Source organism: Patiriisocius sp. Uisw_017 (genome assembly GCF_047731265.1).
In the GTDB taxonomy this organism is placed as follows: Bacteria; Bacteroidota; Bacteroidia; order Flavobacteriales; family Flavobacteriaceae; genus Patiriisocius.
The window spans coordinates 3,386,401-3,412,045 of sequence record NZ_CP159835.1 but is presented as its reverse complement, the minus strand read 5'-3'; the positions used below and the strand labels follow the sequence as shown (position 1 = coordinate 3,412,045).

Sequence of the window (25,645 nt, the reverse complement as noted above, 5' to 3'; positions counted from 1 at the left end):
TTATGAAAGGAATTATTTTAGCTGGTGGCTCAGGAACAAGACTTCACCCTTTAACGCTAGGGGTAAGTAAGCAATTATTGCCTATTTATGATAAGCCTATGGTATATTATCCTTTATCTGTATTGATGTTGGCAGATATAAAGGAGGTGTTAATTATATCAACGCCACATGATTTACCTAATTTCAAACACCTTTTAGGAGATGGAAGCCAGTTTGGGATTTCTTTATCTTATATAGAACAACCCAGTCCAGATGGTCTGGCACAGGCTTTTATTCTTGGAGAAGATTTTATTGGCGGTGATGATGTTTGTTTGGTATTGGGAGATAACATATTTTTTGGATCTGGTTTTCAAAAGCTACTCGCAAATGCTAAAGATAGAGTGGCAAATCAAGGAAAGGCTGTTGTGTTTGGTAACTATGTTAATGATCCTGAACGATATGGTGTAGCAGAATTTGACAAGGCAAATAATGTATTGAGTATTGAAGAAAAACCAATAAAACCTAAATCTAATTATGCGGTTGTCGGTTTGTATTTTTATCCGAACTCAGTTGTTGAAATTGCAAAAAATGTAAAACCATCAAATAGAGGAGAACTAGAAATCACCTCTGTAAATCAAGAATACTTGCGTCAAAACCAACTCGCAATGCAAATACTTAGTAGAGGATTCGCTTGGTTGGATACTGGTACTCATGAAGCCTTAACTGAAGCTACAGAATTTGTTAAAGCAGTAGAGCATAGAACAGGATTGAAAATTGCTTGTTTAGAAGAAATTGCTTACGCAAAAAATTGGATTGATAAGGACAGATTACAGAGCAGCGCGAAAGCAATGTCTAAAAATGCTTACGGAGCATATCTACAACAATTGTTAGAAGATTAATTATGAAATTTACTGAAACGTTTATCAAGGGTTTGTGGATCATAGAACCTCGTGTTATAAGAGATGATAGAGGTTACTTTTTTGAATCATATAAGCAAACTGAATTTGAGAAACATATAGGGTCTGTTGATTTTGTTCAAGAAAATGAATCGAAGTCTTCTTTGGGTGTTTTAAGAGGTTTGCATTATCAAAAAGCGCCCTTTGCCCAATCAAAATTAGTAAGAGTACTGGAAGGAAAAGTATTAGATGTCGCTGTTGATTTAAGAAAGACCTCTCCCACCTTTGGAGAACATTGTGCTATAGAACTAAGCGAAGAAAATAAAAAGCAATTTTTTGTGCCTAGGGGATTTGCCCATGGTTTTATTTGTTTGTCTGAGACAGTTGTATTTGCTTACAAATGCGATAATTATTATAATAAAGAAAGTGAAGCATCTATTGTTTACAATGACAAAGATTTAAATATAGACTGGCATTTAGAGAAAGAAAAGATGGTGTTGTCTGAAAAAGATTTACTCGGCCCTTCTTTTAAGAATGCGAAATATTTTGACTAATGAATATTTCATTTTTAATTACAGGCGGAAAAGGACAGCTGGCTAAACAATATCGGGCTATTGAAAGTAAATACCCAGAGTATAGTTTCAAATTTGTAGATAGAAATGAGTTAGATATAACAAATAAAGAAGAAGTAATTTGTTTTTTTGAAGATAATCATTCGTTCACACACATTATAAATTGTGCCGCGTATACCCAAGTTGATACCGCTGAAGTTGAATTTCAACAAGCCAAAGCAATTAATGGTGATGGTGTCAAAAATCTTATAGACGCCGCAAAAAATCATAAAATAAAAATAATTCATTTTTCAACAGATTATGTTTTTGATGGTACTTCGAACATTCCTTTAACCGAAGACATGGAGACGAACCCAATTGGACAATACGGCGCTTCAAAATTATTAGGAGAAGAACTGCTTGTTAACTCTTCTATAGCCTATGTTATTTTAAGAACATCCTGGGTTTACTCTAATTTTGGCCATAATTTTTACAAAACAATTTCTAAACTTGGAAAAGAAAAAGAGGAACTAAATGTTATTTTTGATCAAGTAGGCACTCCCACATACGCGTTAGATTTAGCAGAAGCCTCTTTGCAAATAGCCCCAAAAATAAATAATGATACTATTGGGATTTATAATTTTTCCAATGAAGGGGTTTGCAGCTGGTATGATTTTGCTCAAGAGATAATACATTTAAATAATCTCAAATGCAAGATTAGCCCTGTGGAATCTAAATTTTATAAAACAGTGGCAAAAAGGCCAAGTTATTCAGTACTAAACAAAAAAAAGATTAGAGAAATATTTAATCTAGACATTCCGTATTGGAAAACTTCACTAGTTCATTGTATAGAAAATGCTAGTTAATATATTTAACTAAAATCCTACATGGGACTTAAAAAAGACCTAATTCGAGTTGCTGTTTCTAATTTCATCGTTTTAATATCAAGCGTTGTAAATGGACTTGTACTGCCATATATCCTGTCGATTGAAGATTTTGCACAAGTAAAAACATACACACTCTACGCAAGTTTTATTGGATTTTTACACTTTGGTTTTGTAGATGGTCTCAACATCAAATATGGAGGATATGCTAAAGAAACAGTTGATAAAAAAGAGTTTAATGGGTATCACAATTTTTTCCTAAGTTTTCAGCTACTTTTAGTTGTAGTAGTTGTTATTGCTGGTTTTGTACTTAACAATGATATTTTACTTTTGATAAGTCTGGCTATTTTACCCATAAACTTACAATCGTTCTTTTTATACTATTATCAAGCTATAGCACAGTTTAAAGAATATTCTATTACTACAATAATAGTACCCTTAGCCAGTATTATTATTACACTAAGCTTAATGTTATTAGGAGTAAAGGATTATAGGTTTTACGTACTTGCTTCAATTTGTGGATATATCATATCTGTCGTATTCTTGGAATATAAATATGGAAGGTCCACAAAATATAACCTCTCCATTTCATTAAAAAGCATTCCAATTAATGCAAAATTATTTAAACTCGTTTTTTTTTCTGGATTTTATATAATGTTGGGTAATTTATTATTTACTTTATTTTTTGATTCGGGAAGATGGATATCAAAAATATTTACAGGAGATATAAATTTTGCTATTTATTCTTTGGGGGTAAGTCTTATAGGATTTGTAATGGTTTTTATTGGGGCAATAAATAAAACGTTCTATCCACATTTATATAATAATCATAGTAAAGAGGTGGTAAGAAATATTAAAATTATTTTATTTATTATTAGTAGCTTTACCTTGGTAGGGTACTTTTTTCTTGAAACCATAGTAACGAGTTTTCTCCCAAAGTATATAGATGCTTTACCGGTAACAGCGATACTTATGGCTTCGTTGCCAGGCATGGTAGTCATAAAGTCCATTTATGTAAACCTGTACAAAATAAAAAAAATTGAAAAAAAATTCTTACGAGATACATTTGTATATTTAGCAATTGCGCTTAGTTTAAGTTTGTCTATTTATTTTTATTTTAAGAGCCTAGAGAGTATAGCGGTAGCTTCGGTAATTTCTATATATATTTGGACGATGTTACCTATTTCCTGTCAACCATTTGTTTTAAAAGAATTCTTAAAGGATGCACTTTATTTCAGTCTTATGTTTACGTTGTTTTGGTATGCTTATAATGCAGAATACAATAATGCGATCAGGATAGTGTGTTGTGCTATTGGTATATTATTACTAAATATATTCTTTTATAAAAAGCACGTTTTAAATCTTATAAAACGTAGGGTATGATATATTTTGTCATTTTGTTTTTTCTCATAGTATTAGCGGTCGTATACGATTTTGGCGGTGCTACCTTCGGTAGAGTATTCTGGTATTTTGTTGTTTTTTTAGTCTTGGTACTTCTTAGTGGTCTGCGATATAGAGTAGGAGGAGATACATTGTTATATATAGTACGTCACGAGAGAATGCCAGACTTAAATCAATTGATTTACGGAAATTTTGCTTTTCCAAAACTACAACCACTATGGTTGGTATTTAGTGCCGTAGCAAAATCTATTTCAAAAGAGTTCTATGTACTGCAGTTTATGCACGCAATTTTCATAAATTTTTTCATTTTTCATTTCATAAAAAAATTCACGAAGCATACGTTTTTGGGTGTTTTGCTATATTATATTGGATACTATTTTTATTTTAATTTTGAAATATTAAGAGAATCTCTAGCTATAGTAGTATTCCTTTATGCCCTAAGTTTTTTAATTAATAAAAAATGGGTCCCTTATTTTATTTGTGCAATCATCACATTTCAATTTCATTTTTCAGGAATTATATTATTTATAATTCCGCTATTGATGAAAATAAAATTAAACTTTTTACAAGCCACATTTTTATTTTTTATTGGAATTATTCTTAATTCTGTTTTTGCGAGTTTAGTTTTTAAAGTAAATCTACTAGGTGGTTTTATGAGTAATGCAAAGAGTTATGCAGATTATAGCCCATCATTAATCGGGTTTGTGTCATTATATCTCTTATACATTATTTATCCCTACATCATTAAGTATCTCGCAGAAAAGAATATTAAGAGGGACATAAAACTTTTTCCTTTCTTAAATATATATTTATTAATTGGTGCATCAACAGCAATCTTTTTTATCTTTTTTAGATTTTTAAATTATTTGACTCCCATATTTTTTATAGTAGTAGCAGAGTTAATTATGGGGGTTTATCAAAATCAAGTAGATACGTTCAAAAAATATATACTATCCGCGTTTATACTATTATTTACAACAGTTATAAGCTTGTCTCCTTATTTTGAAGATACATCAGATATTGTAGCAAATTCAAGATGGTATCACCACTGGTATCCTTACACAACAATTTTTAATAAACAAGAATTTTCTAAAAGAGAAAAGCTGATTTTTGATAAAAGTAATTTTTAACAGAAATTATCATTGGCTTTTACAAATCAAAAGGAAGTATTGTGAAAAATGCAAGGAGTGCTTTTATTTTATTTATTTTTGGGATCATTATGCATACTTCTGTATCTCTTAAAGATATTTCAGACATTGTTAATGATTTTTGATGATATAATAGATTGGTGTCCTTATGCTACGATATCTAAGAAATGCGAACAACCAAGTAGAGAAAAACTAATAATAGAAAGTAAGGACTTCTAATTTATTTAAATATGAACTTAATTGTTAGATTATATAAAAAGTTATATAATAGTACTTATGCAGCTTTGAACCATGTGGGATATGCTAAAAAAATAGGTGTAAATATGGGTGAAAATATTTGTATTTATGGCAATCCTAATTCAATGTTTGGAACAGAACCTTGGATAATAACAATGGGGAATAATGTGCATATTACACGAGAGGTACTATTTGTTACGCATGATGGAGGAACATTATTGTATAGAAATGAGTATCCTGATTTAGAAATTACAGCACCTATTACCATTGGTAACGATGTATATATTGGTGTTAGAGCTATCATTCTACCCGGTGTTAATATTGGGGACAATGTGGTAGTAGCGGCCGGTTCAATAGTTACTAAAGATTTGCCTTCGAATGGTGTATACGGCGGAATACCAGCAAAATTTATAAAATCGGCCGATGATTATCTTGAGGGACTAAAGGAAAATTCTCTAGGGTTAGGACATCTAAAATATAAAGAGAAGGATGATGCATTAAAGAAACACTTTAATTATAACAATAAATAATATCAGATTTGAAAAACAAGATTTTAAACATTGCTTATTCTTGTAATGAAGCGTATATAGCTCATACTGGCATATCAATCTTATCTTTATTACAGAACAACACACATTTTGAGGAAATCAATATTTATTTTATACATATTGATGTAGCACAAAGCTCACTTGAGAAACTTCAAAAATTAGTGAGTTCTGACAATCGAATATTACATCTCATTCCCTTTGACAAGATATGTGGGAATTTAAATATTAGTGAAATAGGTAGGCATACAGAAACAGTATATGCAAAACTGTTTTTTGGAAACATAAAAGGAGTAGACAGGATATTTTACATTGATAGTGATACTGTTATCCAAGGTCCCTTAGATGATGCTTGGGATATGGACTTGAAAAACTGTTATTTTGGATTGGTTAAAACAATGACTAGGGATAGTAATGAGCTATTAGGTCTTTCAAAAGAAGCAACTGTATATAATGACGGTGTGGCTATGGTAAATGCAAAATTACTTCGTGAAGACGCTATGGAAGAGAAGTTTTTAGCTTTTATTGATAGATTTAATGGAAAACCACCCGTTTTAAGCGAAGGAACCATTAACGTGGTGTGCAATGGTAAAATAGCAACAATGCATCCAAAGTTTAATTTTTCTCCTATTTTTTATATGGGTTCAAATAAGAAATTGTTTAAAATTTTAAAATCTAAAACATACTTTACCAATAAAGAACTTTCTGAAGCAAGGGAAAACCCCATAATTATTCATTACCTGTCAGGTTGGTTTTTGAGACCTTGGGAGAAAAACTGTACCCATCCGTTAAAAGACAGGTATTTGTATTACAAATCAGCATCTCCTTGGGCACACGTGCCCTTGCAAGATAAGAAATTGACTAAAAGTGCTAAAAGAATGAAATTAGGTTTTAAATATATACCAGTTTGGTTATTTCATCTTTTACGTGATATAAAACAAAGATTAAATTAATGAAAAACACAGAGATAATAGGCTTTTTTAATAAATCAATGTTGTGCTAGTTTTTAAATTTTTAAAAAATATCCAAGCCGCACTATTATTTTCTGATAATGATAGATATTGTACAATTATAAATAGATAAAATTACATCAATGCTTAAAAACAAAACACTTTTAATAACTGGTGGAACAGGTTCCTTTGGAAATGCTGTGCTACAACGCTTTTTAAATACAGATCACTTTAGCGAAATACGTATTTTTTCAAGAGATGAAAAGAAGCAAGACGATATGCGTACGGCGCTTAGGAATGATAAATTGAAATTCTACATTGGTGATGTTCGTGACTATAGTAGTTTAGAACGGGCAACTCGTAATGTGGATTATATTTTTCATGCCGCTGCTCTAAAACAAGTACCTTCTTGCGAGTTTTTTCCATTGGAAGCAACACGTACGAATGTAATGGGAACGCAAAATGTAATAGATGCTGCTGCTTTTAATAAAGTGAAGAAAGTCATTTGTTTAAGCACAGACAAGGCCGCTTATCCTATTAACGCTATGGGGATCTCAAAAGCATTGATGGAAAAAGTAGCAATTGCTGCTTCAAGAAATAATCCAGATACAACCGTATGTTTAACGCGCTACGGAAATGTAATGGCGTCCAGAGGTTCAGTAATACCATTATTCTTAAAGCAAATTCAAAACAAACAACCTATAACTATTACAGACCCTAATATGACAAGGTTCTTAATGTCATTAGAGGAAGCCGTTGAGTTGGTTTTATTTGCTTTTGAGCATGGAAATACAGGAGATTTATTTGTCAATAAGGCTCCCGCAGGTACCATAGGTGATCTTGCTCAAGCACTCAAAGAAATGTGTGATGCAACAAACGAAATAAAAATTATAGGAACGCGTCATGGAGAGAAATTATACGAAACCTTATGTACACGCGAAGAAATGCTGAAAGCAGAAGATATGGGCGATTTTTACCGAATTCCAGCAGATAATAGAGATTTAAATTACGCGCAATATTTCTCTGAAGGAGCAGGAGCAATTTCTGAAATTGAAGACTATAATTCTCACAATACACAACAAGAGGATGTAGAGGGAATGAAAAAATTATTGTCTAAACTTCCATTGATACAAAAAGAGGTATATGGTAAAGATGTAACTCAAATGCCAGGTTAGTATAATGGAAAAACCACTTTTAATAAAAGGCGGAAGTCATCAAGACCATAGGGGTAACTTAAAATATAATAATACTTTTGACGCTAGCTTGATAAAAAGGGTGTACACTATTTCTAATACCCAAGACAATCCAGCAAGAGGATGGATAGGTCATAAAATTGAAAGCAGATGGTTTTCTTGCTTAAAAGGAAGTTTCAAGGTTTCATTAATTGCAATAGATGACTGGGAAACTCCATCAATAAATTTGTGCAAAAACGAATTTCAAATTTTAAATGAAACGTTTGATGTTTTGCACGCACCTCCAGGATATATTTTTCGTTTAGAGATGTTAGAAGACGATTCGATTTTATTGATAATGGCAGATTATGCATTAGGAGAAGTTAAAGACGAGTATAGATACGATTTAGAATATTTCAATTAATAAATACAAGCTAATGGTTAAAGTAGGAATAACAGGACAAGCTGGATTTGTTGGCACACATTTACATAATACACTTGGACTTAGCCCAGAGGTTTATGAACGCATACCTTTTGAAAGGTCGTTTTTTGAAAAAGACAGTTTATTAGATTCTTTTGTAGCAAGCTGCGATGTCATTGTTCATCTTGCTGCTATGAACAGGCACGACGATCCGCAGGTTATTTATGATACAAATGTAGGGTTGGCGCACAAACTCGTAGCTGCATTAAAACGCACGAACAGCAATCCTCAAGTGTTGTTTTCTTCTTCATCGCAAGAAGAACGAGACAATCATTATGGTAATTCTAAAAAAGAGGCAAGAAAAACCATTCAGGAATGGGCATCTTCAAACAATGCAACATTTACTGGGATGATAATCCCCAATGTTTTTGGACCTTTTGGGAAGCCTTTTTATAATTCAGTAGTAGCAACATTTTCACATTTAGTTGCAACAGGTGGGGCACCTAAAATAGAGGTAGATGGAGATTTAAAACTAATTTATGTGAATGAATTAGTAGCAGAAATTATTTCAAAAATAAATTCTAAAGAAAACAATCCATCCTATAATGTTCCGCATACTTCTGAGGCTAAAGTTTCAGAAATATTAGCACTATTAAATCATTATAAGTCACTTTATCAAGACAATGGAGAAGTTCCAGAAATTAGTAATTCTTTTGAATTAAATCTATTTAATACCTTCCGCTGTTACATGGATATTGAAAACCATTATCCAGTAAAATTTTCACAGCACACAGACCCACGAGGGAGTTTTGTAGAAATAATAAGATTAGGAGTAGGAGGACAGGTATCTTTTTCTACTACAGTTCCAGGAATAACAAGAGGTAATCATTATCATACACGCAAGATAGAGCGTTTCGCGGTCATCAAAGGAAAGGCTTTAATTCAGCTACGAAAAATAGGAACAGATAAAACTTTTGATTTCTATCTAGACGGTGACGAACCGGCCTATGTAGATATGCCTATCTGGTACACACACAACATCAAAAATGTAGGCGACGATATTTTATACACGAATTTTTGGATCAATGAACCCTTTGATCCTGAGGATGCAGACACCTATTTTGAAGAAGTGTAGTTGATGATTGATAACAGGTAATTTGAGATTGGTTATTTGTAAATTGGGTCTAGGTATCTTAACCACTAAAAAAGTTCAGAATGAAAACGCATAAGGATCTAGATGTTTGGAAAATGTCGATAGATTTAGGAGCCTAAATTTATTTGCTAGCGTCTAAATTCCCAGAAGAGAATCGATAGGGTCTAAGCAGTCAAATGCGACGAGTTTCAGTTTCAATTTTATCAAATATTGCAGAAAAGCTGCTAGAAAAAACAATAAAGAGTCCCTTCAGTTTCTTCATATTTTTTTAGGGAGTTGTATGGAACTTGAAATTCAGATTATCATAACCAAAAACCTTACTTTTGCTACCGAGTTCGAGATAGAAGAATTAAACAAATCAAAACAAGTATTGGAAAAATGCTTAATGACTTACCCCTCGTCTGTAAAGAAATGGGTTTAACAAATGAATATTATATGAGTGCAAATTCACCAATTACCGATCACCCATCACCAATAACTAAACTCAAAGTAATGACGGTGGTGGGAACACGACCAGAAATCATACGATTATCTAGGGTATTAACGGCTTTAGATGCATCAAATGCGATTGAGCACATACTAGTTCATACAGGTCAAAACTATGATTATGAGCTGAATCAAATATTTTTTGACGATTTAGAAATTCGAAAGCCGGATTATTTTTTAGAAGCAGCAGGAACGACCGCAACAGAAACTATTGGAAATATTTTAATAAAGATTGACCCGTTATTAGCATCACTAAAACCAGATGCCTTTATGGTTTTAGGAGACACAAATAGTTGTTTATGTGCAATACCAGCAAAGAAAAGACAGATCCCAATTTTTCATATGGAAGCAGGTAACCGCTGTTTTGATCAACGTGTACCTGAAGAAACAAACCGTAAAATTGTAGATCATACGGCAGATATTAATATGACTTACAGTGATATTGCCCGTGAATATTTGTTGCGTGAAGGCTTGCCAGCAGATAGAATCATAAAAACAGGTAGTCCAATGTTTGAAGTTTTAAACCACTACCTGCACAAAATCAAGGAGAGTGACGTGTTGTCAAGACTTAAGCTTACAAAAGAGAAGTATTTTGTAGTATCTGCTCACCGTGAAGAAAACATAAGCAGTGAAGAGAATTTTACAAATCTTATGCAAAGCCTTAATAATATAGCCGATAAATTTAAGCTTCCAATCATTGTTAGTACGCATCCAAGAACGCGCAATATGATTGAAAAAAAGAAAATAGAAATGCGTCCTGAAGTTCAATTATTAAAACCACTTGGCTTTAACGATTATAACGCACTACAAATGCATAGCTTGGCAGTACTTTCTGATAGTGGCACTATTAGCGAAGAATCCTCTATTTTAAATTTTCCTGCATTAAACATTCGTCAAGCACACGAGCGTCCAGAGGCAATGGAAGAGGCATCTGTAATGATGGTGGGATTATCTCCAGAAAGAATTCTTCAGGGATTAACACAATTAGAGACTCAAAAAAGAGGGGCTGAACGAAATTTTAGACCCGTGACAGACTACTCAATGCCAAATGTGAGTGAAAAAGTAGTTCGTATTATTTTGAGTTATACAGATTATGTTAAACGTGTTGTCTGGAGTGAATCTACTAAGTAATGAAGACGAAAGGGACCATATTATACATAGGTGGGTTTGAGTTGCCAGATAAAAATGCTGCAGCACATCGTGTTATTGCCAATGGTAAACTATTGAAAAATTTGGGCTATAATGTAGTTTTTTGTGGTGTAACACAAAAACAAGTACCTGAAAATAGTACAATAGCTAAGGAGTATTTTGGTTTTGACTCTTACGAATTGAGCTACCCTAAAAGTAGTATAGATTGGCTGAAATTTATTTTTCAAGCAAATTTCTACAAAAAGTTAACAGGTAAATATAATGACACAGTAGCTGTAATATGCTACAATTTGCCTTCTGGATCACTTAGTAGAATGATTGGTTTTTGTGGTAAAAAGGATATTAAAATTATATCAGATTGTACGGAATGGTATGAAGCCCCCAAGGGAGGTAATTTTATTTATAGAAATGTAAAGAAATTAGATATTACTATGCGAATGTTTACCCTTCATTTAAAAATGGATGGAATTATTTCGATTAGCGAATACCTTCATAAATTTTATACTAACAAAGGTATGCTTTCAGTAAAAATACCCCCTCTTGTAGATCTAACCGATTCAAAATGGAAATATCTTGTCGTTAAAAAATCAAAACCAGTTAAGCTAGTATATTCAGGGTCTCCATTCTCGTTAGCTAAAAACGCAAATGCTAAAGATAGGCTAGATTTAATAGTACAATCGTTTTATGAGTTGGCACAAGAAAATTACAATTTCTTTCTTAATATAGTTGGAATTTCAAAAGATGAATTCTTATCATTTTTTCCAGATTTACAAAATGCCATACTTGGACTTGAAAAAAAAATTAAATTCCATGGAAGAGTTCCTCACGCCGCCTCTCTTTCAATTTTAAAAGAGAGCGATTTTTCAATTTTTATTCGAGATGCTAATATCGTAACCAAAGCTGGGTTTCCTACAAAATTTGTAGAATCTGTAAGTCTAGGCATTCCTGTAGTTACTAATAATAATAGTAACGTAATTGATTATTTGATGGAGGGTAAAAATGGATTCTTATTAGAGGTTAAAGAGCCTTCAAAACTTACAGAAAAATTAAAATTAGTAGTGCATACTTCTGAAGACGATATTTTAAAAATGAAACAATATTGTCAAGAATCAAAAATTTTTGATTTTAGAAATTTTAAACAAAGAACAAAACAATTTTTAGATGAAATATAAAATTCACACAAAATTCACAATTGTTTTAGCAATGCTCTTTTTACTTAGTTCTTGCAAGAATCTGGTAGAAAACAAACCTGAATTGCCACTCTCTAAAGCTGCAGAATTTTTAAAAAACAACCGTACTTCTAATAAAGAAAAGTTACAATTATACCGTCAAGAAGGAATTAAGGATGCTATAAAAATTGAAGACTTTTTACCCCAAAATTTTCTAAGTGATGGGAGTGAAGATTACACCGAAATCATACAAAAAGTAGTTAATGAAAATCCAATTGTCATATTTCCTGATTTTTCTTTATTGATAAATACAGACGGTTTAAAAGCCAAAAGCAATAGCACTTGGTTTTTTCAAGAAAACACGCTCTTAAAGTATAAGTCAAATGATAAAAAGTCATACTATGTAGTACTAGTTTCTGATGTTGAAAATTTTTCAATTTATAATTTAAAAGTAGAAGGAGATAGATACAGACGAATAGACCCTTCAAATATGGAAGGAGAATGGGGAATGGGATTATGGATAATGGGTTCAAAGAATATTAATATATATTATCCAGAAATTCAAAAATGTTGGGGAGATGGAATATATATAGGATCAAGTGGAAGTAAAAAGGTAAATGATTCTATCAATATAATAGAAGCCACAATTAATGATAATAGAAGAAATGGCATATCTATTATTACGGGTAAAAATATATTTATCAATAAGGCATTCATTTCGAATACAAAGGGAACGCCTCCCCAAGCTGGAATAGATATAGAGCCTAATAATAACGATGAAATTATCGAAAACATTAAGTTGAAAGACATATATACCGGTAATAATTTAGGAAGTGGTATAAAAGTAGTGACTTATTTCTTGTATGGAGATTTGAAAAAGAATGTGTTGATTGATATTGAAAACCATATTGATGAAAATTCCTATTATGGATTTCAGGCTGTTGGGATTGCTGGGAAGAAAAAACAGAATAAAATTCAAGGCTTAATTACCATTGAGAATGCAACCTGGATGAATAACACAGAGCCCTACTCATTTGTGAATATAGAGAATACGTTTCCGCTCATAAAACTATCTGATATAAATATTTATGAAGGAAATAAATTTAAGCCAACACCTTTTAAGGAGGTTTTGATGAATATACGTTTAAAGTTTTCTGATCGCTTAATTGATTTGAAAGATTAGTTATTATCTTTCTTCTTAAGACAATGTATTTTGTTTACTTAGCCTTAATTTAAAATTCGATTTGAAAGAAAAAATATTTAAAAAATCACCGTTGTTTGTGCAGAATATACTGGTTAGTATATTCAATATCTTAGCGTATAAAAATCGTTATGGGGGCAATTATTCAAAATACTTAAAGCATTATAAAAACTATCGAAATGCCTCCCTGAAAGAGCTGAAACAAGAACAATTAAAAAGACTTCATGAATTCTCAATATATGTATTAAAGCACTCTTTGTTTTATAAAGAGCTCTACGGTTCTTCAATAACATCTATTAATCTAGATAACATTGGTAATTTGCCTCTCGTAGTAAAAGCAGACTTACAGTCCCACTATGATACTATACGTACTATAAATATTAAAAACGGTATAAAGTCTAAAACAGGGGGAACTACAGGGAAATCACTTGAGGTAGTATTCACAAAAGATAATATGCAAGAACGTTTTGCAATATTAGATACCTTTAGGGGGCAGTTTGGGTATTCTTTAGGCAAGCGCACTGCCTGGTTCTCGGGTAAAAACATTGTCTTTGAAAAAGATGTGAAAAATAAAAGGTTTTGGAAAACAGATTATTTTCACAACATACGATATTACTCGTCATTCCATATTAAGAATGAATATCTAGCCTATTATATTAAAAATTTAATTTCGTTTAAGCCTGAATTTATTGCAGGTTTTCCATCTACAATTCTCGAATTGGCACAATATGGGTTGGCTCATAATATATCTTTTCCAGCCAATACTATTAAAGCAATATTTCTTACAGCAGAAATTATAACACCAACAATGAGGAAGACATTTGAGCTGTTTTTCAAAACAAAAGTATATGACCAGTACGCTTCGTCAGAAGGAGCTCCATTTATTTTTGAGTGTAAAAATCAAAATTTACATTTACAATTGCAAACAGGGATTTTTGAAGTTTTAGACGAGCATAACAATCCTGCAAATGAGGGAAAATTAGTGGTAACTAGCTTTACAACTTGTGGCACTCCATTAATTAGGTATGATATTGGAGATTCCGTTACCTTAAGTGATAAGGTTTGTAATTGTGGGGATAAAAACCCTATTGTAAATCGTATTTTAGGAAGAGAGGGAGATTTTATATATTCAGTAGAAATGGGAAAAGTGAGTTCTGGAAATATATCAAATACCTTAAAAGATGTCAAAGGAGTACAAAAATTTCAAGTCATTCAAAACGGAATAAATGAAATTTCCATCATCTTAATCGCAGATAAAGCCTATTTTAAAAGCAATGACGAGGTCCTATTTCTTGAAAAATGGAGAGCGCGTGTTGGCTATAAAATGAAAATTATAATATCGTATGTTCTTGAAATTCCAAATGAATCTAATGGGAAATTTAAAATGATTAAAAACAATATTAAACATTTAATAGAATAATAAAATGGCAAAAACCAATACGAATTACCACCGCGCGTTGCCCTAGATAAACTTGTGGAATTACAACAAACTATGATTCAAATGATCTCGTGTGAATATAAAAACACAAATTACTTTTTAAAACAAAACACTACATTTAGTTCATGAAAATAGTATGTATATATCTAATTTTAGTTAGTTGCTCTATGAAGGGTGGGGTTAAATCCTCGTTCGATCAAGGTGTTGCAAAAAATAATTACACCGAGAAAAAAAATGTAAAATATCAAAATAGAAACATACAAACATTAGATACTGCTTTTGTTTTCTTAGGGAATGATTTAAAAAAAAACAGCGAACATTAAGTTTCCTTCAAAACTTAAGATTATTATCAATACCAGTAGCTTGAGAACAGAGGGTGCCAATAAGAGCAGTACTGTCTTTGTATCAGGTTGCAATACTACTTATGATAGTGGACAAGAAATTTTTACCTGGGATAAACAAAGTATAGAGTATGAAAATGGAGACGGTCTAATCAAATCAAAAAATAACGACTATGTTCATTGGAATTTAGTCCATTCTAAAACTATAAATATCGCGCAGTTTGGAGTGACTGCTGAAGGTGATAGCGGCAATAATACAAATTTCAGAATGCGTAAATTTGATGTTGGAGAATTTACACACTTATATATTCCCAATTCACAATATATATATGCAGTAGCTATTAAGGTGAAAAGTACTGGTGGTGATGTGCTTGATATTATTTTTTAAAGAATCAAAAAGTTTTATTAATAAAATAACACTTAAATGATACAAGGCTATTGTTAACATGAAAAATGGTCTGTCAATAATAAACGGAACCCATATACTTATTGAAGATTTTATCGCAAAGGATATTGGCTTTACTACACCAGCCGCTGTTATTGATATAGAGCCTAACAGCTATAAAGACGATACACTTAAAAACATATTGGGTCAAGATTTTAAGGTGCAGAATAGTAGACAAAAAACGTTATAAATAATACCATACTAGAATGATATGATATGCTAGAATGAAAGGTATGATAAAAGCATAATATTTTTGAAAAATTCAGAAGATGGAATAAATTTATAAGCTTTGAAAAATTATTGGATAATATCAAACTAAAGCCTTAATTTGAATAAAATTTAACACGAAAATTATCCACGAAATAAATCTAAGTGTAAAAATTTATTATCGTAAAAAACATATACAACGAAACAATAAGTTCAAAATTGAAATTTTAGAATAGATTTAGAATCTTTTAGTTTAAAAATTAATAAATAAAAATAATCTGTTGCAAAAATTAATACGCATTACTACAGTGCCGCTGTCCTTAGAAAAATTGCTAGAAGGACAACTTACTTTTATGCAAAACCATTTTGAGGTAACGGCAGTTTCTGATGATAAAGGACGGTTATTAAAATATGGTCGTAATAATGGAGTAGCTACGTTTCATTTAGAACTAACAAGAAAAATAACGCCTTTCAAAGACTTAAAAGCCGTTTTTAATCTCTATAAATTTTTATTAAAGGAAAAGCCTCTCATTGTTCATTCGCATACGCCTAAAGCAGGCATCGTGGGAATGATGGCAGCTTACTTCGCAAAAGTACCATTACGATTGCATACTGTTGCTGGTTTGCCTTTAATGGAGGCAACTGGCTTAAAACGAAAAATACTAAACACGGTTGAAAAATGGACCTATAAATTTGCCACAAATGTATATCCAAATTCAAAGGGACTTTATGATTTTATAAAGACCGAATCATTCTGCCCTTCTCATAAACTGAAAGTCCTTGGAAAGGGAAGTACTAATGGCATAGATACAAGTTATTTTGACCCAACGCATTTTGCGAAAACTAATTTATTAATTGAAAAAGAAAAATGGAATATTCCCGCTAATGATTTTGTTTTTGTTTTTGTTGGTAGAATTGTTGCAGACAAAGGTATGCACGAGATGGTGGGAGCATTTTTGGAAGTGCAAAAATTATATAAAAATGTTTCATTAGTATTAGTTGGTCCTTTTGAGGATGAACTAGACCCACTTCAACCCGCAACAAAAGAAGCTATAAAAACGAATAGTAAGATAGTCCACGCCGGCTATCAAAATGATGTAAGGCCTTTTTTAGCGTTGAGTAGTGCATTGATTTTTCCAAGCTATAGAGAGGGGTTTCCTAATGTAGTTTTACAAGCTGGAGCTATGGGATTGCCTTCAATAGTTTCAGATATAAATGGCTGTAATGAAATCATAACCCAAGATGAAAATGGAATAATAATTCCCGTTAAGAATCAAAAGGCTACACAAGAAGCCATGATCAAACTACTAAGTGATAATCAATACTATGCTAAACTTCAGAAAAACACCAGAAGTAGTATTACAAAAAATTATGATCGTCAAGAAATGTGGCAGTATTTATTAAATGAATATGCGCTGTTAAGAGCAAAGCTTTAATATCTTTGTTCTGTGTATAAAAATATTTTTAAACCTTTATTCGATTTCCTTGCTGCATTCACTGTATTCTCGATAATTAGCCCAATATTTTTAGTAATTACGATATTTATTTTAGCCGCGAATAGAGGTAAACCTTTTTTCCTTCAAAGACGACCAGGTAAAAATGAGCATATTTTTACCATTATTAAGTTTAAGACCATGAACGACAAGAAAGATGCTCAAGGAAATTTGTTGCCAGATTCTCTAAGATTAACACCTATTGGTTCTTTCGTAAGAAAAACTTCGCTTGATGAAATTCCCCAATTACTTAATGTTATTAAAGGAGATATGAGTTTTGTTGGGCCAAGACCATTGCTTCCTCATTATCTGCCGCTTTATAATGATACTCAAAAACAACGGCATCTGGTAAAACCAGGCATAACGGGATGGGCTCAAGTAATGGGAAGAAATTCAATATCTTGGGAAAAGAAATTTGAATTGGATGTTTGGTATGTTACAAATCAGTCTTTTTTTTTAGATATAAAAATTCTATTTATGACCGTTAAGAAAGTGATTTTTAAAGAAGATATTAATACCGAAGGAGAAGTTACCACAAAACCTTTTGAAGGAAGTAAATGAAAGAAATACAAGTATATGGTGCCGGAGGGCACAGTTTTGCTGTAATAGAATTGATTAGAGCGTTGGAGGAATATACACCTACTAGTATTGTGGATGATAAACCCAATTGCGGTACTCTTTTGGGAATTCCAGTCAAAAAATTCACAAAAAAAGATAGCACAAAAACCTCTGCGATTGCTATCGGTAATAACAAATCCAGAAAGAAGGTTTTTGAGCAATTATCAGGAGATTTTCCTATCTTTGTTCACCCATCTGCTGTGGTTTATCCGTCGGCTAAGATTGGTCAAGGATGTGTTGTTTTTCCTAATAGTGTGATTGATGCAGATGTACATTTGGACGAATTTTGTATTGTTAATAATAATGCTACTGTATCCCATAATGTAAGGCTAGGCAAGTTTGTGCATATAGCGATACAAGCTAGTATTTGTGGTGGTGTAGAAATAGGAGAAGGAACGCTTATAGGAGCGGGAAGCATAATATTGCCAGAGACTAAAATTGGAAAATGGGTTACGATTGGTGCAGGAGCTGTAGTAACTAAGGATATACCAGACAACGCTTTAGTTTATGGTAATCCAGGAAAAATTATAAAATAATGAATACAAAAATATACCTGTCTTCTCCTCATATGGGTGGCACAGAGCAAGGCTATGTAAATGAAGCTTTCGAGACCAATTGGATTGCACCTTTAGGGCCCAATGTTACTGGATTTGAGCAATCAATTAAAAATTATTTAAAAGAGGGAAGTCATGTTGCAGCCTTAAGTTCAGGCACCGCAGCCATTCATTTAGCGCTTATATTATTAGGAGTTGAAAGAGGGGATGAGGTTTTATGTCAAACAATTACCTTTTCTGCTTCGGCAAACCCTATAGCGTACCAAGGAGCCACACCTATTTTTGTAGATAGCGAGCCTGACACTTGGAATATGTGCCCGCACTTTCTTGAAGAAGCAATAAAAGCCCGTATTAAAAAAGGTAAAAAGCCCAAAGCGATTATTGTGGTTCACTTGTACGGGATGCCTTACAAGATAGAAGAGGTTACAGCGGTTGCTAAAAAATATGAAATTCCTGTAGTTGAAGATAGTGCTGAAGCACTAGGGAGTAGTTATAAAGGAAGAAAATGTGGGACTTTTGGCGACATCTCAATTCTATCTTTTAACGGTAATAAAATTATTACTACTTCAGGTGGAGGGGCCTTGGTTTCAAAAGACCCAAAAATAAAGGAGGAATCAATATTTCTTTCTACTCAAGCAAGAGATGACGCACCTCATTACCAGCATTCACATATAGGATATAATTATAGAATGAGTAACGTTTGTGCAGGTATTGGTCGCGGCCAAATGGAAGTTTTAGATGAACACGTCGTCCTTCGAAGAGGGATGAATTCTTTTTATGAGCGTATTTTTAAAAATGTTGAGAGTGTTTCCGTTTTTAAAGAGCCATCAAGCGATTTTTATTCAAATCATTGGTTATCTTGTATCACGTTAAATAATCAATTCACTGAAATCTCAACGGATGAAATTAGACATACTTTAGATGCAGACAATATAGAGTGCAGACCGTTATGGAAGCCCATGCACCTGCAACCCATATTTAAAGATGCTCCCTATTACGGTGCAAAAGTGGCAGAAAATCTTTTTAATAATGGTTTGTGTTTACCATCTGGCAGCAATCTTACTACAGGAGAAAAGGAAAGAATCGAAGTAGCATTGAAGAGTATTTTTAAAATCTGAATCAATAAATACCATTGAAAGAAAAAATTAAAAGTATTTTGTATAATGGTAATAATGAAATTTCATTATTGCACCAACGTTATTTACCACGTTGGATTGTTTTGATGATTGATGTATTTATAGGATGTTTTTCATTCCTGATGCTTTATTTTATCATAACAAGTACCGTAATAAATTTTTATGATGTTCTAAGCATAACTGTTCAAGGTTTTGTTTTTGTTTTTGTGAACATTATATTCTTTTTTGTCTTCAAGACCTATTCAGGGATTATTCGACATTCAAGTTTTGTAGATGTTATTAAATTGGCACTATCCCAAATATTTACTGCAATAGTATTATTAATTATATCAGGTCTATCCAGTGTAATTTTAGAAAAACCATTATTTATAACCACATCTATAGTTTTTTATACGCTGTTGTCATTTTGTTTTCTTTTATTCTTCAGAATTTTTGTAAAAGAAATATATCAATACCTGCGTCATAATAAAAAGGGGTTGCTAAAAGAACGCATCGCAATTATTGGGATTGATGATGAAACAATTTCATTAGGACAAGCATTAACACGTGAATCAAATTTCCCTTTCAAACTCATTGGTTTTTTTACTGAAAACATTGGTTCTAAAAGGCTAAAACTTCTTGACAAACCTGTTTTTAAGGTAAATCAAAATTTGCCAGAACTCATAGACCACTATAATATTGAAGGGGTGCTTTTTATTGGCAATAATACCTCTGTAAAAGAAAAAAATAAAATAGTAGAGATTTGTTTAAAAGCAAAAACAAAGGTTTACAATGTTCCTTCTCTAGAAGAATGGAATAAGATGGAAGATGTAAGGACAAAAATAAAACCTATCCAAATTGAAGACCTTCTCGAAAGAGATATAATAAAGATTGAAACAGACATTATTAAAGATCATTTAGAAGGAAAAACGATTTTAATAACTGGTGGAGCGGGTTCTATTGGAAGTGAAATAGTGCGACAGGTTGCTACATTTAATCCTAAATTAATTGTCATATTAGATCAGGGAGAATCTCCATTATACGAATTAGAATTATACCTTTTGCAACACTTTCCAAACCTAAAATTTATTACGGAGCTAGCAAATATTAGCAACATGTACCGTATGGGAATGCTGTTCAAATTTCATAAATTTAATGTTGTCTACCATGCCGCGGCATACAAACATGTGCCCTTGATAGAACGAAATCCTCATGAAGCAATTTATGTCAATATTTTAGGTACTGTTAACTTATCAGTCCTAGCAGTGAGCCATAAGATTGAACGATTTGTTATGGTTTCTACAGACAAAGCTGTTAATCCTACAAATGTAATGGGAGCTTCAAAAAGAGCGGCAGAAATATATGTGCAGGCACTTCAAAACAAAGAAGAGAATATTGGAACTAAATTTATCACTACTAGGTTCGGAAATGTTCTTGGTTCAAACGGTTCTGTAATACCACATTTTAGAAAACAAATTTCAGAAGGAGGTCCTGTAACGGTTACTCATAAAGATATCATTCGTTACTTTATGACAATACCAGAAGCCTGCCAATTAGTTCTACAAGCGGGAACAATGGGTAACGGTGGTGAGATTTTCATTTTTGATATGGGTGCACCTGTGAAGATCTTAGATCTTGCAAAGCGAATGATTGAATTATCTGGTTTAACTCCTTATACCGATATTGAGATTGAAATAACTGGATTACGACCTGGAGAAAAACTATATGAAGAGTTACTAAACGATACTTCAACCACACTACCTACCCATCATCCCAAGATAATGATTTCAAAAGAACGTGTTGCTAATTTTGAAAATATTAATGTTAATATAAAAAAGATTATTAAATCTGCTACGCGATTAGATGATCAAAGCGTAGTAAGAATTTTAAAAGAAATTGTTCCAGAATTTAAAAGTAATAATTCAGTCTTTGAGGTATTGGATTCTGAAAACGAATCTTAATAGAACTATCTTGATTTTTCAAAAAAAACAACAAACATCCGCTAGAACAAAAAACTTTTCTAAAAAGCTTTTTTACACACTAGTTAGCTATATTATTTTCACACAGTTATTAATAGCTCAGAATGACACTGTCATTAAAAATGACAGTCTTTACAATAACTTTAATGCCAGCATCTCTTTACAAGGAATGGTTGCGTCAGATGGTGATCTGCCTTTTTGGTTATTTAACAATACCTTAGGGAGAGTAGATGCACAAACTAATTTTTTAACGCTAGGAGATTTTGGTTACACCAGGTCAGTTTCTGAAAAAGCCACTGTTGACACTAAAGTAGGAGTACTTTACAATGATTTTGATGGAGTTATTATCGATCAACTATATGCTACCTATAAAAATTCGTGGTTTGATTTTAATTTAGGACTTAAGCATAGAGATGTATTATTGGATGATTTATCATCTGTTGGGGGGGATATATTATGGACTGGTAATGCGCGCGCAATGCCGGGAGCAGAACTTAGTACCGCCCGAACCATAAAATTACTTAAATGGTTTGGTTTCAGAGCTACTATTGCTCATTATGAGCTTAATGATACAAGAGTAGTTGATGGAGCAATGATACATCATAAATCACTATATCTAGATTTTAACCTTTCTAAAACTAGTAACTTTTTCGCTGGTTTAGCTCATTATGTTCAATGGGGAGGTTTCTCTCAAGAATTTGGTCAGCAAGAAGAAAGTTTTTCAAGCTTTGCTAAGGCATTTGTGGGGAAAGGGGGAGGCAATACAATAAACGATCAATTAAATGCAGTAGGAAATCATGTTGCATCCTATCATTTGAGTTATGATAAGGAAATGACAAATTATAACATCAAACTCTATCATCAAAATTTATTTGAAGATCGGTCTGGAAGAGAGCTGCGTAATTTTCCTGATGGCATTTGGGGAATTTTTTTACAGCCTAATAAGAACAAATTAATAACATCAATATTATATGAATATGTCCAAACGGTTTCTCAGAGCGGAAGGAGATTAGTACAGGGCGGTGAGGGAAATGGTAGCGGGCTGGACAATTATTTTAATAGTGGTATTTATCAAACGGGATGGGTATATAATGGCAATACAATAGGGGTTCCTTTTATAATTCCAAGAGAAGACAATTTGGGAGTTGCAATTAATAGAAGCATCGCGCATCACTTAGGTGTTTTTGGTTATCTTTCAAAGTTTGAATACAGGGTAAAAGCAACCTATGCCGAATATCTAGGAACCTATCAAGAACCAATAATACCGAGAGAAAAAGCAATGTATCTTTACGGCCAGTTAGCATATCCTTCAAAATACGGTTCGCTTTCTGTACAAATTGGGCTAGACTATAGTAACTATACAAAAGAAAATTTTGGGGTTAATTTTGGTTATAGATATGACGTTTTTAAATAGTAAATGAAGCTAAAGAAGTATTTATATTTATGAATGCTAATTTGGTCTTACCAAGGCCATAAATTTTTTAAGGGTTAGCCATAACTCAAAATGAATAGTTTGTACTCCACCACAAAATAACACTACTGTTATTAACTTTTTTAATAATCTCAACCCATCAAGTGCATGAGTATATTAGTTCAATTTACAATTCTTCCCAGACAACAAGAGGATGAAAATTATATATTGGAGCTTGCACTAGAAAAAGCAAAACTTCGTGGTGAAAATATAAGCGATTGGCGCATAAGAAAACGTTCTATAGATGCAAGACAAAAAACCATCAAGCTAAATATTCAAGTAGAGCTATGGCTTGTAAATGAACCCAGAGAAGATGTAATTAAACGGTTCACACTAAAAGACGTTTCCACTTCAAAAAAGCAAATAGCAATTATTGGAGCAGGCCCTGCAGGACTCTATGCCGCACTTAGGGCAATAGAAGTAGGGTTAAAGCCTATTATTTTTGAACGCGGTAAAGATGTAAAAGCACGGCGAAGAGATTTAGCAGCCATAAATAAAGAGCATATTGTTAATCCAGAATCTAATTATTGTTTTGGAGAGGGTGGTGCAGGAACATATTCTGACGGGAAATTATATACACGATCTAAGAAAAGAGGTAATGTGCTAAAAGCGATGGAGTGGTTTGTCCATTTTGGAGCAGATGAAGATATTTTAGTCGATGCACACCCGCATATTGGAACCAACAAACTTCCTAAGATAATTACTACAATGCGGGAGGCTATTATCGAAGCAGGTGGAGAAGTTCATTTTAACACGAAACTAACAGATCTAAAAATTGAAAATAAAACGATTACTGCAATTCAAGTAAATGGAAGCGAATGGAAACCGTTTAACGATTTAGTCCTAGCAACAGGACACTCTGCAAGAGATATTTTTTACCTATTACATTCTAAAGGTATTAGAATTGAAGCAAAACCTTTTGCAATTGGTGTTCGCGTAGAGCATCAACAACAATTAATAGACGCTATACAATATCACGGAGACTACGACAACCCATACTTACCCCCTGCATCTTATTCCTTGGTAGATCAAATAGATGGGCTAGGAGTATATTCATTTTGTATGTGTCCAGGCGGAATAATAGCTCCCTGTGCTACAGCACAAGATGAAGTTGTTACAAATGGATGGAGTCCTAGCAAACGAAATAATCCCTATGCAAACTCGGGAGTTGTTGTGAGTGTTGAACCTAAGGATCTGCCAAACTTTTCTGAGGAAAATCCTTTTGTTTGTTTAGATTTTCAGAAACAAGTTGAGAAATCTTGTTGGGAAGCAGCGGGGAAAACTCAGAAAGTTCCTGCGCAAAGAATGATTGATTTTGTTGAAGGTAAAGTATCTATAGATTTTCCAAAAACTTCATATCAACCAGGAATTATTTCGGTGGATTTAAATAAAATTTTACCTCCATTAATTTCAGAAAGGTTGCAAAAAGCATTTGTTTCTTTTGGAAAAAAAATGAAAGGATATTATACCAATCAGGCAGTATTACATGCCCCAGAAAGTAGGACATCATCGCCAATTTTAATTCCTAGAGATTCAAAAACATTTGAGCATATTACTATAAAAGGACTGTATCCTTGTGGTGAAGGTGCTGGATATGCTGGGGGAATTATATCCGCCGCGATAGATGGTATTAATTGTGTAGATGCTATTGCTTTAAAGCTAAACTGTTAAATTGTCCGCTTAATTTATAACGTATTAACTCCTCTGGTTTTTTAATTTTATTTGCAACGCTCTTTTTGGAGTTAAATTTGAATATTACACTATTACACTATTACACTATTACACTATTACACTATTATATATTATAGTTTATTATGTTTTCAGCCCCAAAAAGTAAGTACCATCAGAACGCTAAAAATCTCTTAAAATAAATGTTAATCCGCATAATACTTTTAAAGTAACGTTACCTTTGTAATTTTTATGAAATAAGTGGTTAAAGACAGTATTATAACTTTTTTGTGGAGTATTTCCCCCTTTGGAGAGGCAAAGGTGGGCATACCGTATGGTGTTTTTCAAGATTTAAATATCTATTGGGTTTTGCTAGTTGCTTTAATAGGAAATATTCTAGTATTTCCTATAATGATGTTTTTCTTAGATAATATTAATAGGTATTTATTACGTTGGACTCCTTATAAAAAAGGTGCTATTTGGATTGCCAAACGGGCAAAGACTGGTGCTGCTGATAAAATACAAAAATATGGATTCTGGGGTTTAATTTTCTTTGTCATGATACCACTTCCAGGCACCGGTGTTTATGCTGGGAGTATCGCTACATATATTTTTAAAATAGAACGCAAATCTGCTTTTCTTGCAAATATTATAGGCATTTTTTTCTCTTCGGTAATTGTTTGGGTTACCACTATATTGGCATACAATGGTTTCGGCTAATCTGTTTAAAAGGATGAATTAATCAAAGGCGTTTAATCTGGTCGTATCAAGTTCTTCAAACGAAAAAATAGTTGCTTTATGTAAATCCACAAATTGATCTGTTATTGTTTTATGGAAGAGTAAAAGATCGTCAGTGTTTAAAGTGATTTTAATGCCGTGATCAAAGAGTTTTCTTATAGGATGTATCTCTAAGTCGTTCGAAGCGCCAAGGGCTATATTACTTTATGTACAAATATTAAGCTGTATGTTGTTTT

Annotated in this window: 26 protein-coding genes; 25 read left to right on the top strand and 1 reads right to left on the bottom strand. The window is 32.6% G+C overall.

The features are described 5' to 3' along the window. Positions 1-2 precede the first annotated feature (2 nt). The 25 genes from rfbA (at position 3) to ABXT67_RS15360 (ending at position 25,391) form a co-directional block, all read left to right on the top strand. Entirely contained in the window at positions 3-878 is an 876-nt protein-coding gene (gene rfbA / locus ABXT67_RS15480; protein WP_415374930.1) for a glucose-1-phosphate thymidylyltransferase RfbA, read from the top strand. A 2-nt stretch (positions 879-880) separates the two neighbouring features. Then, on the top strand, positions 881-1,429 hold the full coding sequence (rfbC, locus tag ABXT67_RS15475) for a dTDP-4-dehydrorhamnose 3,5-epimerase (protein ID WP_415374929.1): 549 nt from the start codon (positions 881-883) through the stop codon (positions 1,427-1,429). After that, positions 1,429-2,292 carry a dTDP-4-dehydrorhamnose reductase gene (rfbD, locus tag ABXT67_RS15470; protein WP_415374928.1) on the top strand — a complete coding sequence of 288 codons (864 nt, stop codon included), beginning with the start codon at positions 1,429-1,431 and terminating at the stop codon, positions 2,290-2,292. The genes rfbC and rfbD overlap by 1 nt, the downstream gene beginning before the upstream one ends. A gap of 21 nt (positions 2,293-2,313) precedes the next feature. Then, a complete protein-coding gene (locus ABXT67_RS15465; RefSeq protein ID WP_415374927.1) occupies positions 2,314-3,693 on the top strand; it encodes a hypothetical protein in 1,380 nt (459 codons plus the stop codon). Further along, positions 3,690-4,841, top strand: a complete 1,152-nt coding sequence (locus tag ABXT67_RS15460) for an EpsG family protein (RefSeq protein ID WP_415374926.1) — start codon at positions 3,690-3,692, stop codon at positions 4,839-4,841. The genes ABXT67_RS15465 and ABXT67_RS15460 overlap by 4 nt, the downstream gene beginning before the upstream one ends. Before the next feature lie 248 nt (positions 4,842-5,089). Beyond that, the gene (locus ABXT67_RS15455; protein ID WP_415374925.1) at positions 5,090-5,626 is read left to right on the top strand and encodes an acyltransferase; all 537 of its coding nucleotides are present in this window, start codon (positions 5,090-5,092) and stop codon (positions 5,624-5,626) included. 8 nt (positions 5,627-5,634) lie between these two features. Next, the gene (locus tag ABXT67_RS15450) at positions 5,635-6,594 is read left to right on the top strand and encodes a glycosyltransferase family 8 protein (RefSeq protein WP_415374924.1); all 960 of its coding nucleotides are present in this window, start codon (positions 5,635-5,637) and stop codon (positions 6,592-6,594) included. A gap of 140 nt (positions 6,595-6,734) precedes the next feature. Beyond that, complete coding sequence (locus ABXT67_RS15445; protein WP_415374923.1) at positions 6,735-7,766, top strand: polysaccharide biosynthesis protein; 1,032 nt, start codon at positions 6,735-6,737, stop codon at positions 7,764-7,766. A gap of 4 nt (positions 7,767-7,770) precedes the next feature. Then, positions 7,771-8,187 (top strand): WxcM-like domain-containing protein, encoded by a 417-nt coding sequence (locus ABXT67_RS15440; RefSeq protein ID WP_415374922.1) that lies wholly within the window; start codon positions 7,771-7,773, stop codon positions 8,185-8,187. Positions 8,188-8,200: 13 nt separating this feature from the next. Continuing rightward, positions 8,201-9,319, top strand: coding sequence for an NAD-dependent epimerase/dehydratase family protein (locus ABXT67_RS15435; RefSeq protein WP_415374921.1), 1,119 nt, complete (start codon positions 8,201-8,203; stop codon positions 9,317-9,319). A gap of 157 nt (positions 9,320-9,476) precedes the next feature. Then, positions 9,477-9,758 carry a four helix bundle protein gene (locus ABXT67_RS15430; RefSeq protein WP_415377015.1) on the top strand — a complete coding sequence of 94 codons (282 nt, stop codon included), beginning with the start codon at positions 9,477-9,479 and terminating at the stop codon, positions 9,756-9,758. A 53-nt stretch (positions 9,759-9,811) separates the two neighbouring features. Next, positions 9,812-10,954 carry a non-hydrolyzing UDP-N-acetylglucosamine 2-epimerase gene (gene wecB / locus ABXT67_RS15425; RefSeq protein WP_415377014.1) on the top strand — a complete coding sequence of 381 codons (1,143 nt, stop codon included), beginning with the start codon at positions 9,812-9,814 and terminating at the stop codon, positions 10,952-10,954. Continuing rightward, a complete protein-coding gene (locus ABXT67_RS15420) occupies positions 10,954-12,144 on the top strand; it encodes a glycosyltransferase (protein WP_415374920.1) in 1,191 nt (396 codons plus the stop codon). The genes wecB and ABXT67_RS15420 overlap by 1 nt, the downstream gene beginning before the upstream one ends. After that, complete coding sequence (locus tag ABXT67_RS15415; RefSeq protein ID WP_415374919.1) at positions 12,134-13,324, top strand: right-handed parallel beta-helix repeat-containing protein; 1,191 nt, start codon at positions 12,134-12,136, stop codon at positions 13,322-13,324. The genes ABXT67_RS15420 and ABXT67_RS15415 overlap by 11 nt, the downstream gene beginning before the upstream one ends. 97 nt (positions 13,325-13,421) lie before the next feature. After that, positions 13,422-14,762, top strand: coding sequence for a phenylacetate--CoA ligase family protein (locus ABXT67_RS15410; protein WP_415374918.1), 1,341 nt, complete (start codon positions 13,422-13,424; stop codon positions 14,760-14,762). Between the two features lie 381 nt (positions 14,763-15,143). Further along, on the top strand, positions 15,144-15,509 hold the full coding sequence (locus tag ABXT67_RS15405; RefSeq protein ID WP_415374917.1) for a hypothetical protein: 366 nt from the start codon (positions 15,144-15,146) through the stop codon (positions 15,507-15,509). Between the two features lie 58 nt (positions 15,510-15,567). Beyond that, the gene (locus ABXT67_RS15400; RefSeq protein WP_415374916.1) at positions 15,568-15,756 is read left to right on the top strand and encodes a hypothetical protein; all 189 of its coding nucleotides are present in this window, start codon (positions 15,568-15,570) and stop codon (positions 15,754-15,756) included. A 298-nt stretch (positions 15,757-16,054) separates the two neighbouring features. Further along, positions 16,055-17,209 carry a glycosyltransferase family 4 protein gene (locus tag ABXT67_RS15395; RefSeq protein ID WP_415374915.1) on the top strand — a complete coding sequence of 385 codons (1,155 nt, stop codon included), beginning with the start codon at positions 16,055-16,057 and terminating at the stop codon, positions 17,207-17,209. A gap of 12 nt (positions 17,210-17,221) precedes the next feature. After that, complete coding sequence (locus ABXT67_RS15390) at positions 17,222-17,827, top strand: sugar transferase (RefSeq protein WP_415374914.1); 606 nt, start codon at positions 17,222-17,224, stop codon at positions 17,825-17,827. Then, positions 17,824-18,420 (top strand): acetyltransferase, encoded by a 597-nt coding sequence (locus ABXT67_RS15385; protein ID WP_415374913.1) that lies wholly within the window; start codon positions 17,824-17,826, stop codon positions 18,418-18,420. The genes ABXT67_RS15390 and ABXT67_RS15385 overlap by 4 nt, the downstream gene beginning before the upstream one ends. After that, on the top strand, positions 18,420-19,556 hold the full coding sequence (locus ABXT67_RS15380; RefSeq protein WP_415374912.1) for an aminotransferase class I/II-fold pyridoxal phosphate-dependent enzyme: 1,137 nt from the start codon (positions 18,420-18,422) through the stop codon (positions 19,554-19,556). Before ABXT67_RS15385 ends, ABXT67_RS15380 begins: the two co-directional genes overlap by 1 nt. A 14-nt stretch (positions 19,557-19,570) precedes the next feature. Next, a complete protein-coding gene (locus tag ABXT67_RS15375; protein ID WP_415374911.1) occupies positions 19,571-21,514 on the top strand; it encodes a polysaccharide biosynthesis protein in 1,944 nt (647 codons plus the stop codon). Positions 21,515-21,524: 10 nt separating this feature from the next. Next, entirely contained in the window at positions 21,525-22,946 is a 1,422-nt protein-coding gene (locus tag ABXT67_RS15370; protein WP_415374910.1) for a capsule assembly Wzi family protein, read from the top strand. A gap of 165 nt (positions 22,947-23,111) precedes the next feature. After that, positions 23,112-24,674 (top strand): NAD(P)/FAD-dependent oxidoreductase, encoded by a 1,563-nt coding sequence (locus ABXT67_RS15365; protein ID WP_415374909.1) that lies wholly within the window; start codon positions 23,112-23,114, stop codon positions 24,672-24,674. Between the two features lie 258 nt (positions 24,675-24,932). After that, positions 24,933-25,391 carry a COG2426 family protein gene (locus tag ABXT67_RS15360; RefSeq protein WP_415374908.1) on the top strand — a complete coding sequence of 153 codons (459 nt, stop codon included), beginning with the start codon at positions 24,933-24,935 and terminating at the stop codon, positions 25,389-25,391. Between the two features lie 18 nt (positions 25,392-25,409). Here the strand turns inward: ABXT67_RS15360 and ABXT67_RS15355 are convergent, their stop codons facing one another. Continuing rightward, positions 25,410-25,607 (bottom strand): hypothetical protein, encoded by a 198-nt coding sequence (locus ABXT67_RS15355; protein WP_415377013.1) that lies wholly within the window; start codon positions 25,605-25,607, stop codon positions 25,410-25,412. Positions 25,608-25,645: the final 38 nt, after the last annotated feature.

Coding starts and splice junctions, on each gene's coding strand:
- rfbA (WP_415374930.1), top strand. CDS start 3: ATGAAAGGAATTATTTTAGCTGGTGGCTCAGGAACAAGACTTCACCCT.
- rfbC (WP_415374929.1), top strand. CDS start 881: ATGAAATTTACTGAAACGTTTATCAAGGGTTTGTGGATCATAGAACCT.
- rfbD (WP_415374928.1), top strand. CDS start 1,429: ATGAATATTTCATTTTTAATTACAGGCGGAAAAGGACAGCTGGCTAAA.
- ABXT67_RS15465 (WP_415374927.1), top strand. CDS start 2,314: ATGGGACTTAAAAAAGACCTAATTCGAGTTGCTGTTTCTAATTTCATC.
- ABXT67_RS15460 (WP_415374926.1), top strand. CDS start 3,690: ATGATATATTTTGTCATTTTGTTTTTTCTCATAGTATTAGCGGTCGTA.
- ABXT67_RS15455 (WP_415374925.1), top strand. CDS start 5,090: ATGAACTTAATTGTTAGATTATATAAAAAGTTATATAATAGTACTTAT.
- ABXT67_RS15445 (WP_415374923.1), top strand. CDS start 6,735: ATGCTTAAAAACAAAACACTTTTAATAACTGGTGGAACAGGTTCCTTT.
- ABXT67_RS15440 (WP_415374922.1), top strand. CDS start 7,771: ATGGAAAAACCACTTTTAATAAAAGGCGGAAGTCATCAAGACCATAGG.
- ABXT67_RS15435 (WP_415374921.1), top strand. CDS start 8,201: ATGGTTAAAGTAGGAATAACAGGACAAGCTGGATTTGTTGGCACACAT.
- ABXT67_RS15420 (WP_415374920.1), top strand. CDS start 10,954: ATGAAGACGAAAGGGACCATATTATACATAGGTGGGTTTGAGTTGCCA.
- ABXT67_RS15415 (WP_415374919.1), top strand. CDS start 12,134: ATGAAATATAAAATTCACACAAAATTCACAATTGTTTTAGCAATGCTC.
- ABXT67_RS15400 (WP_415374916.1), top strand. CDS start 15,568: ATGAAAAATGGTCTGTCAATAATAAACGGAACCCATATACTTATTGAA.
- ABXT67_RS15385 (WP_415374913.1), top strand. CDS start 17,824: ATGAAAGAAATACAAGTATATGGTGCCGGAGGGCACAGTTTTGCTGTA.
- ABXT67_RS15380 (WP_415374912.1), top strand. CDS start 18,420: ATGAATACAAAAATATACCTGTCTTCTCCTCATATGGGTGGCACAGAG.
- ABXT67_RS15365 (WP_415374909.1), top strand. CDS start 23,112: ATGAGTATATTAGTTCAATTTACAATTCTTCCCAGACAACAAGAGGAT.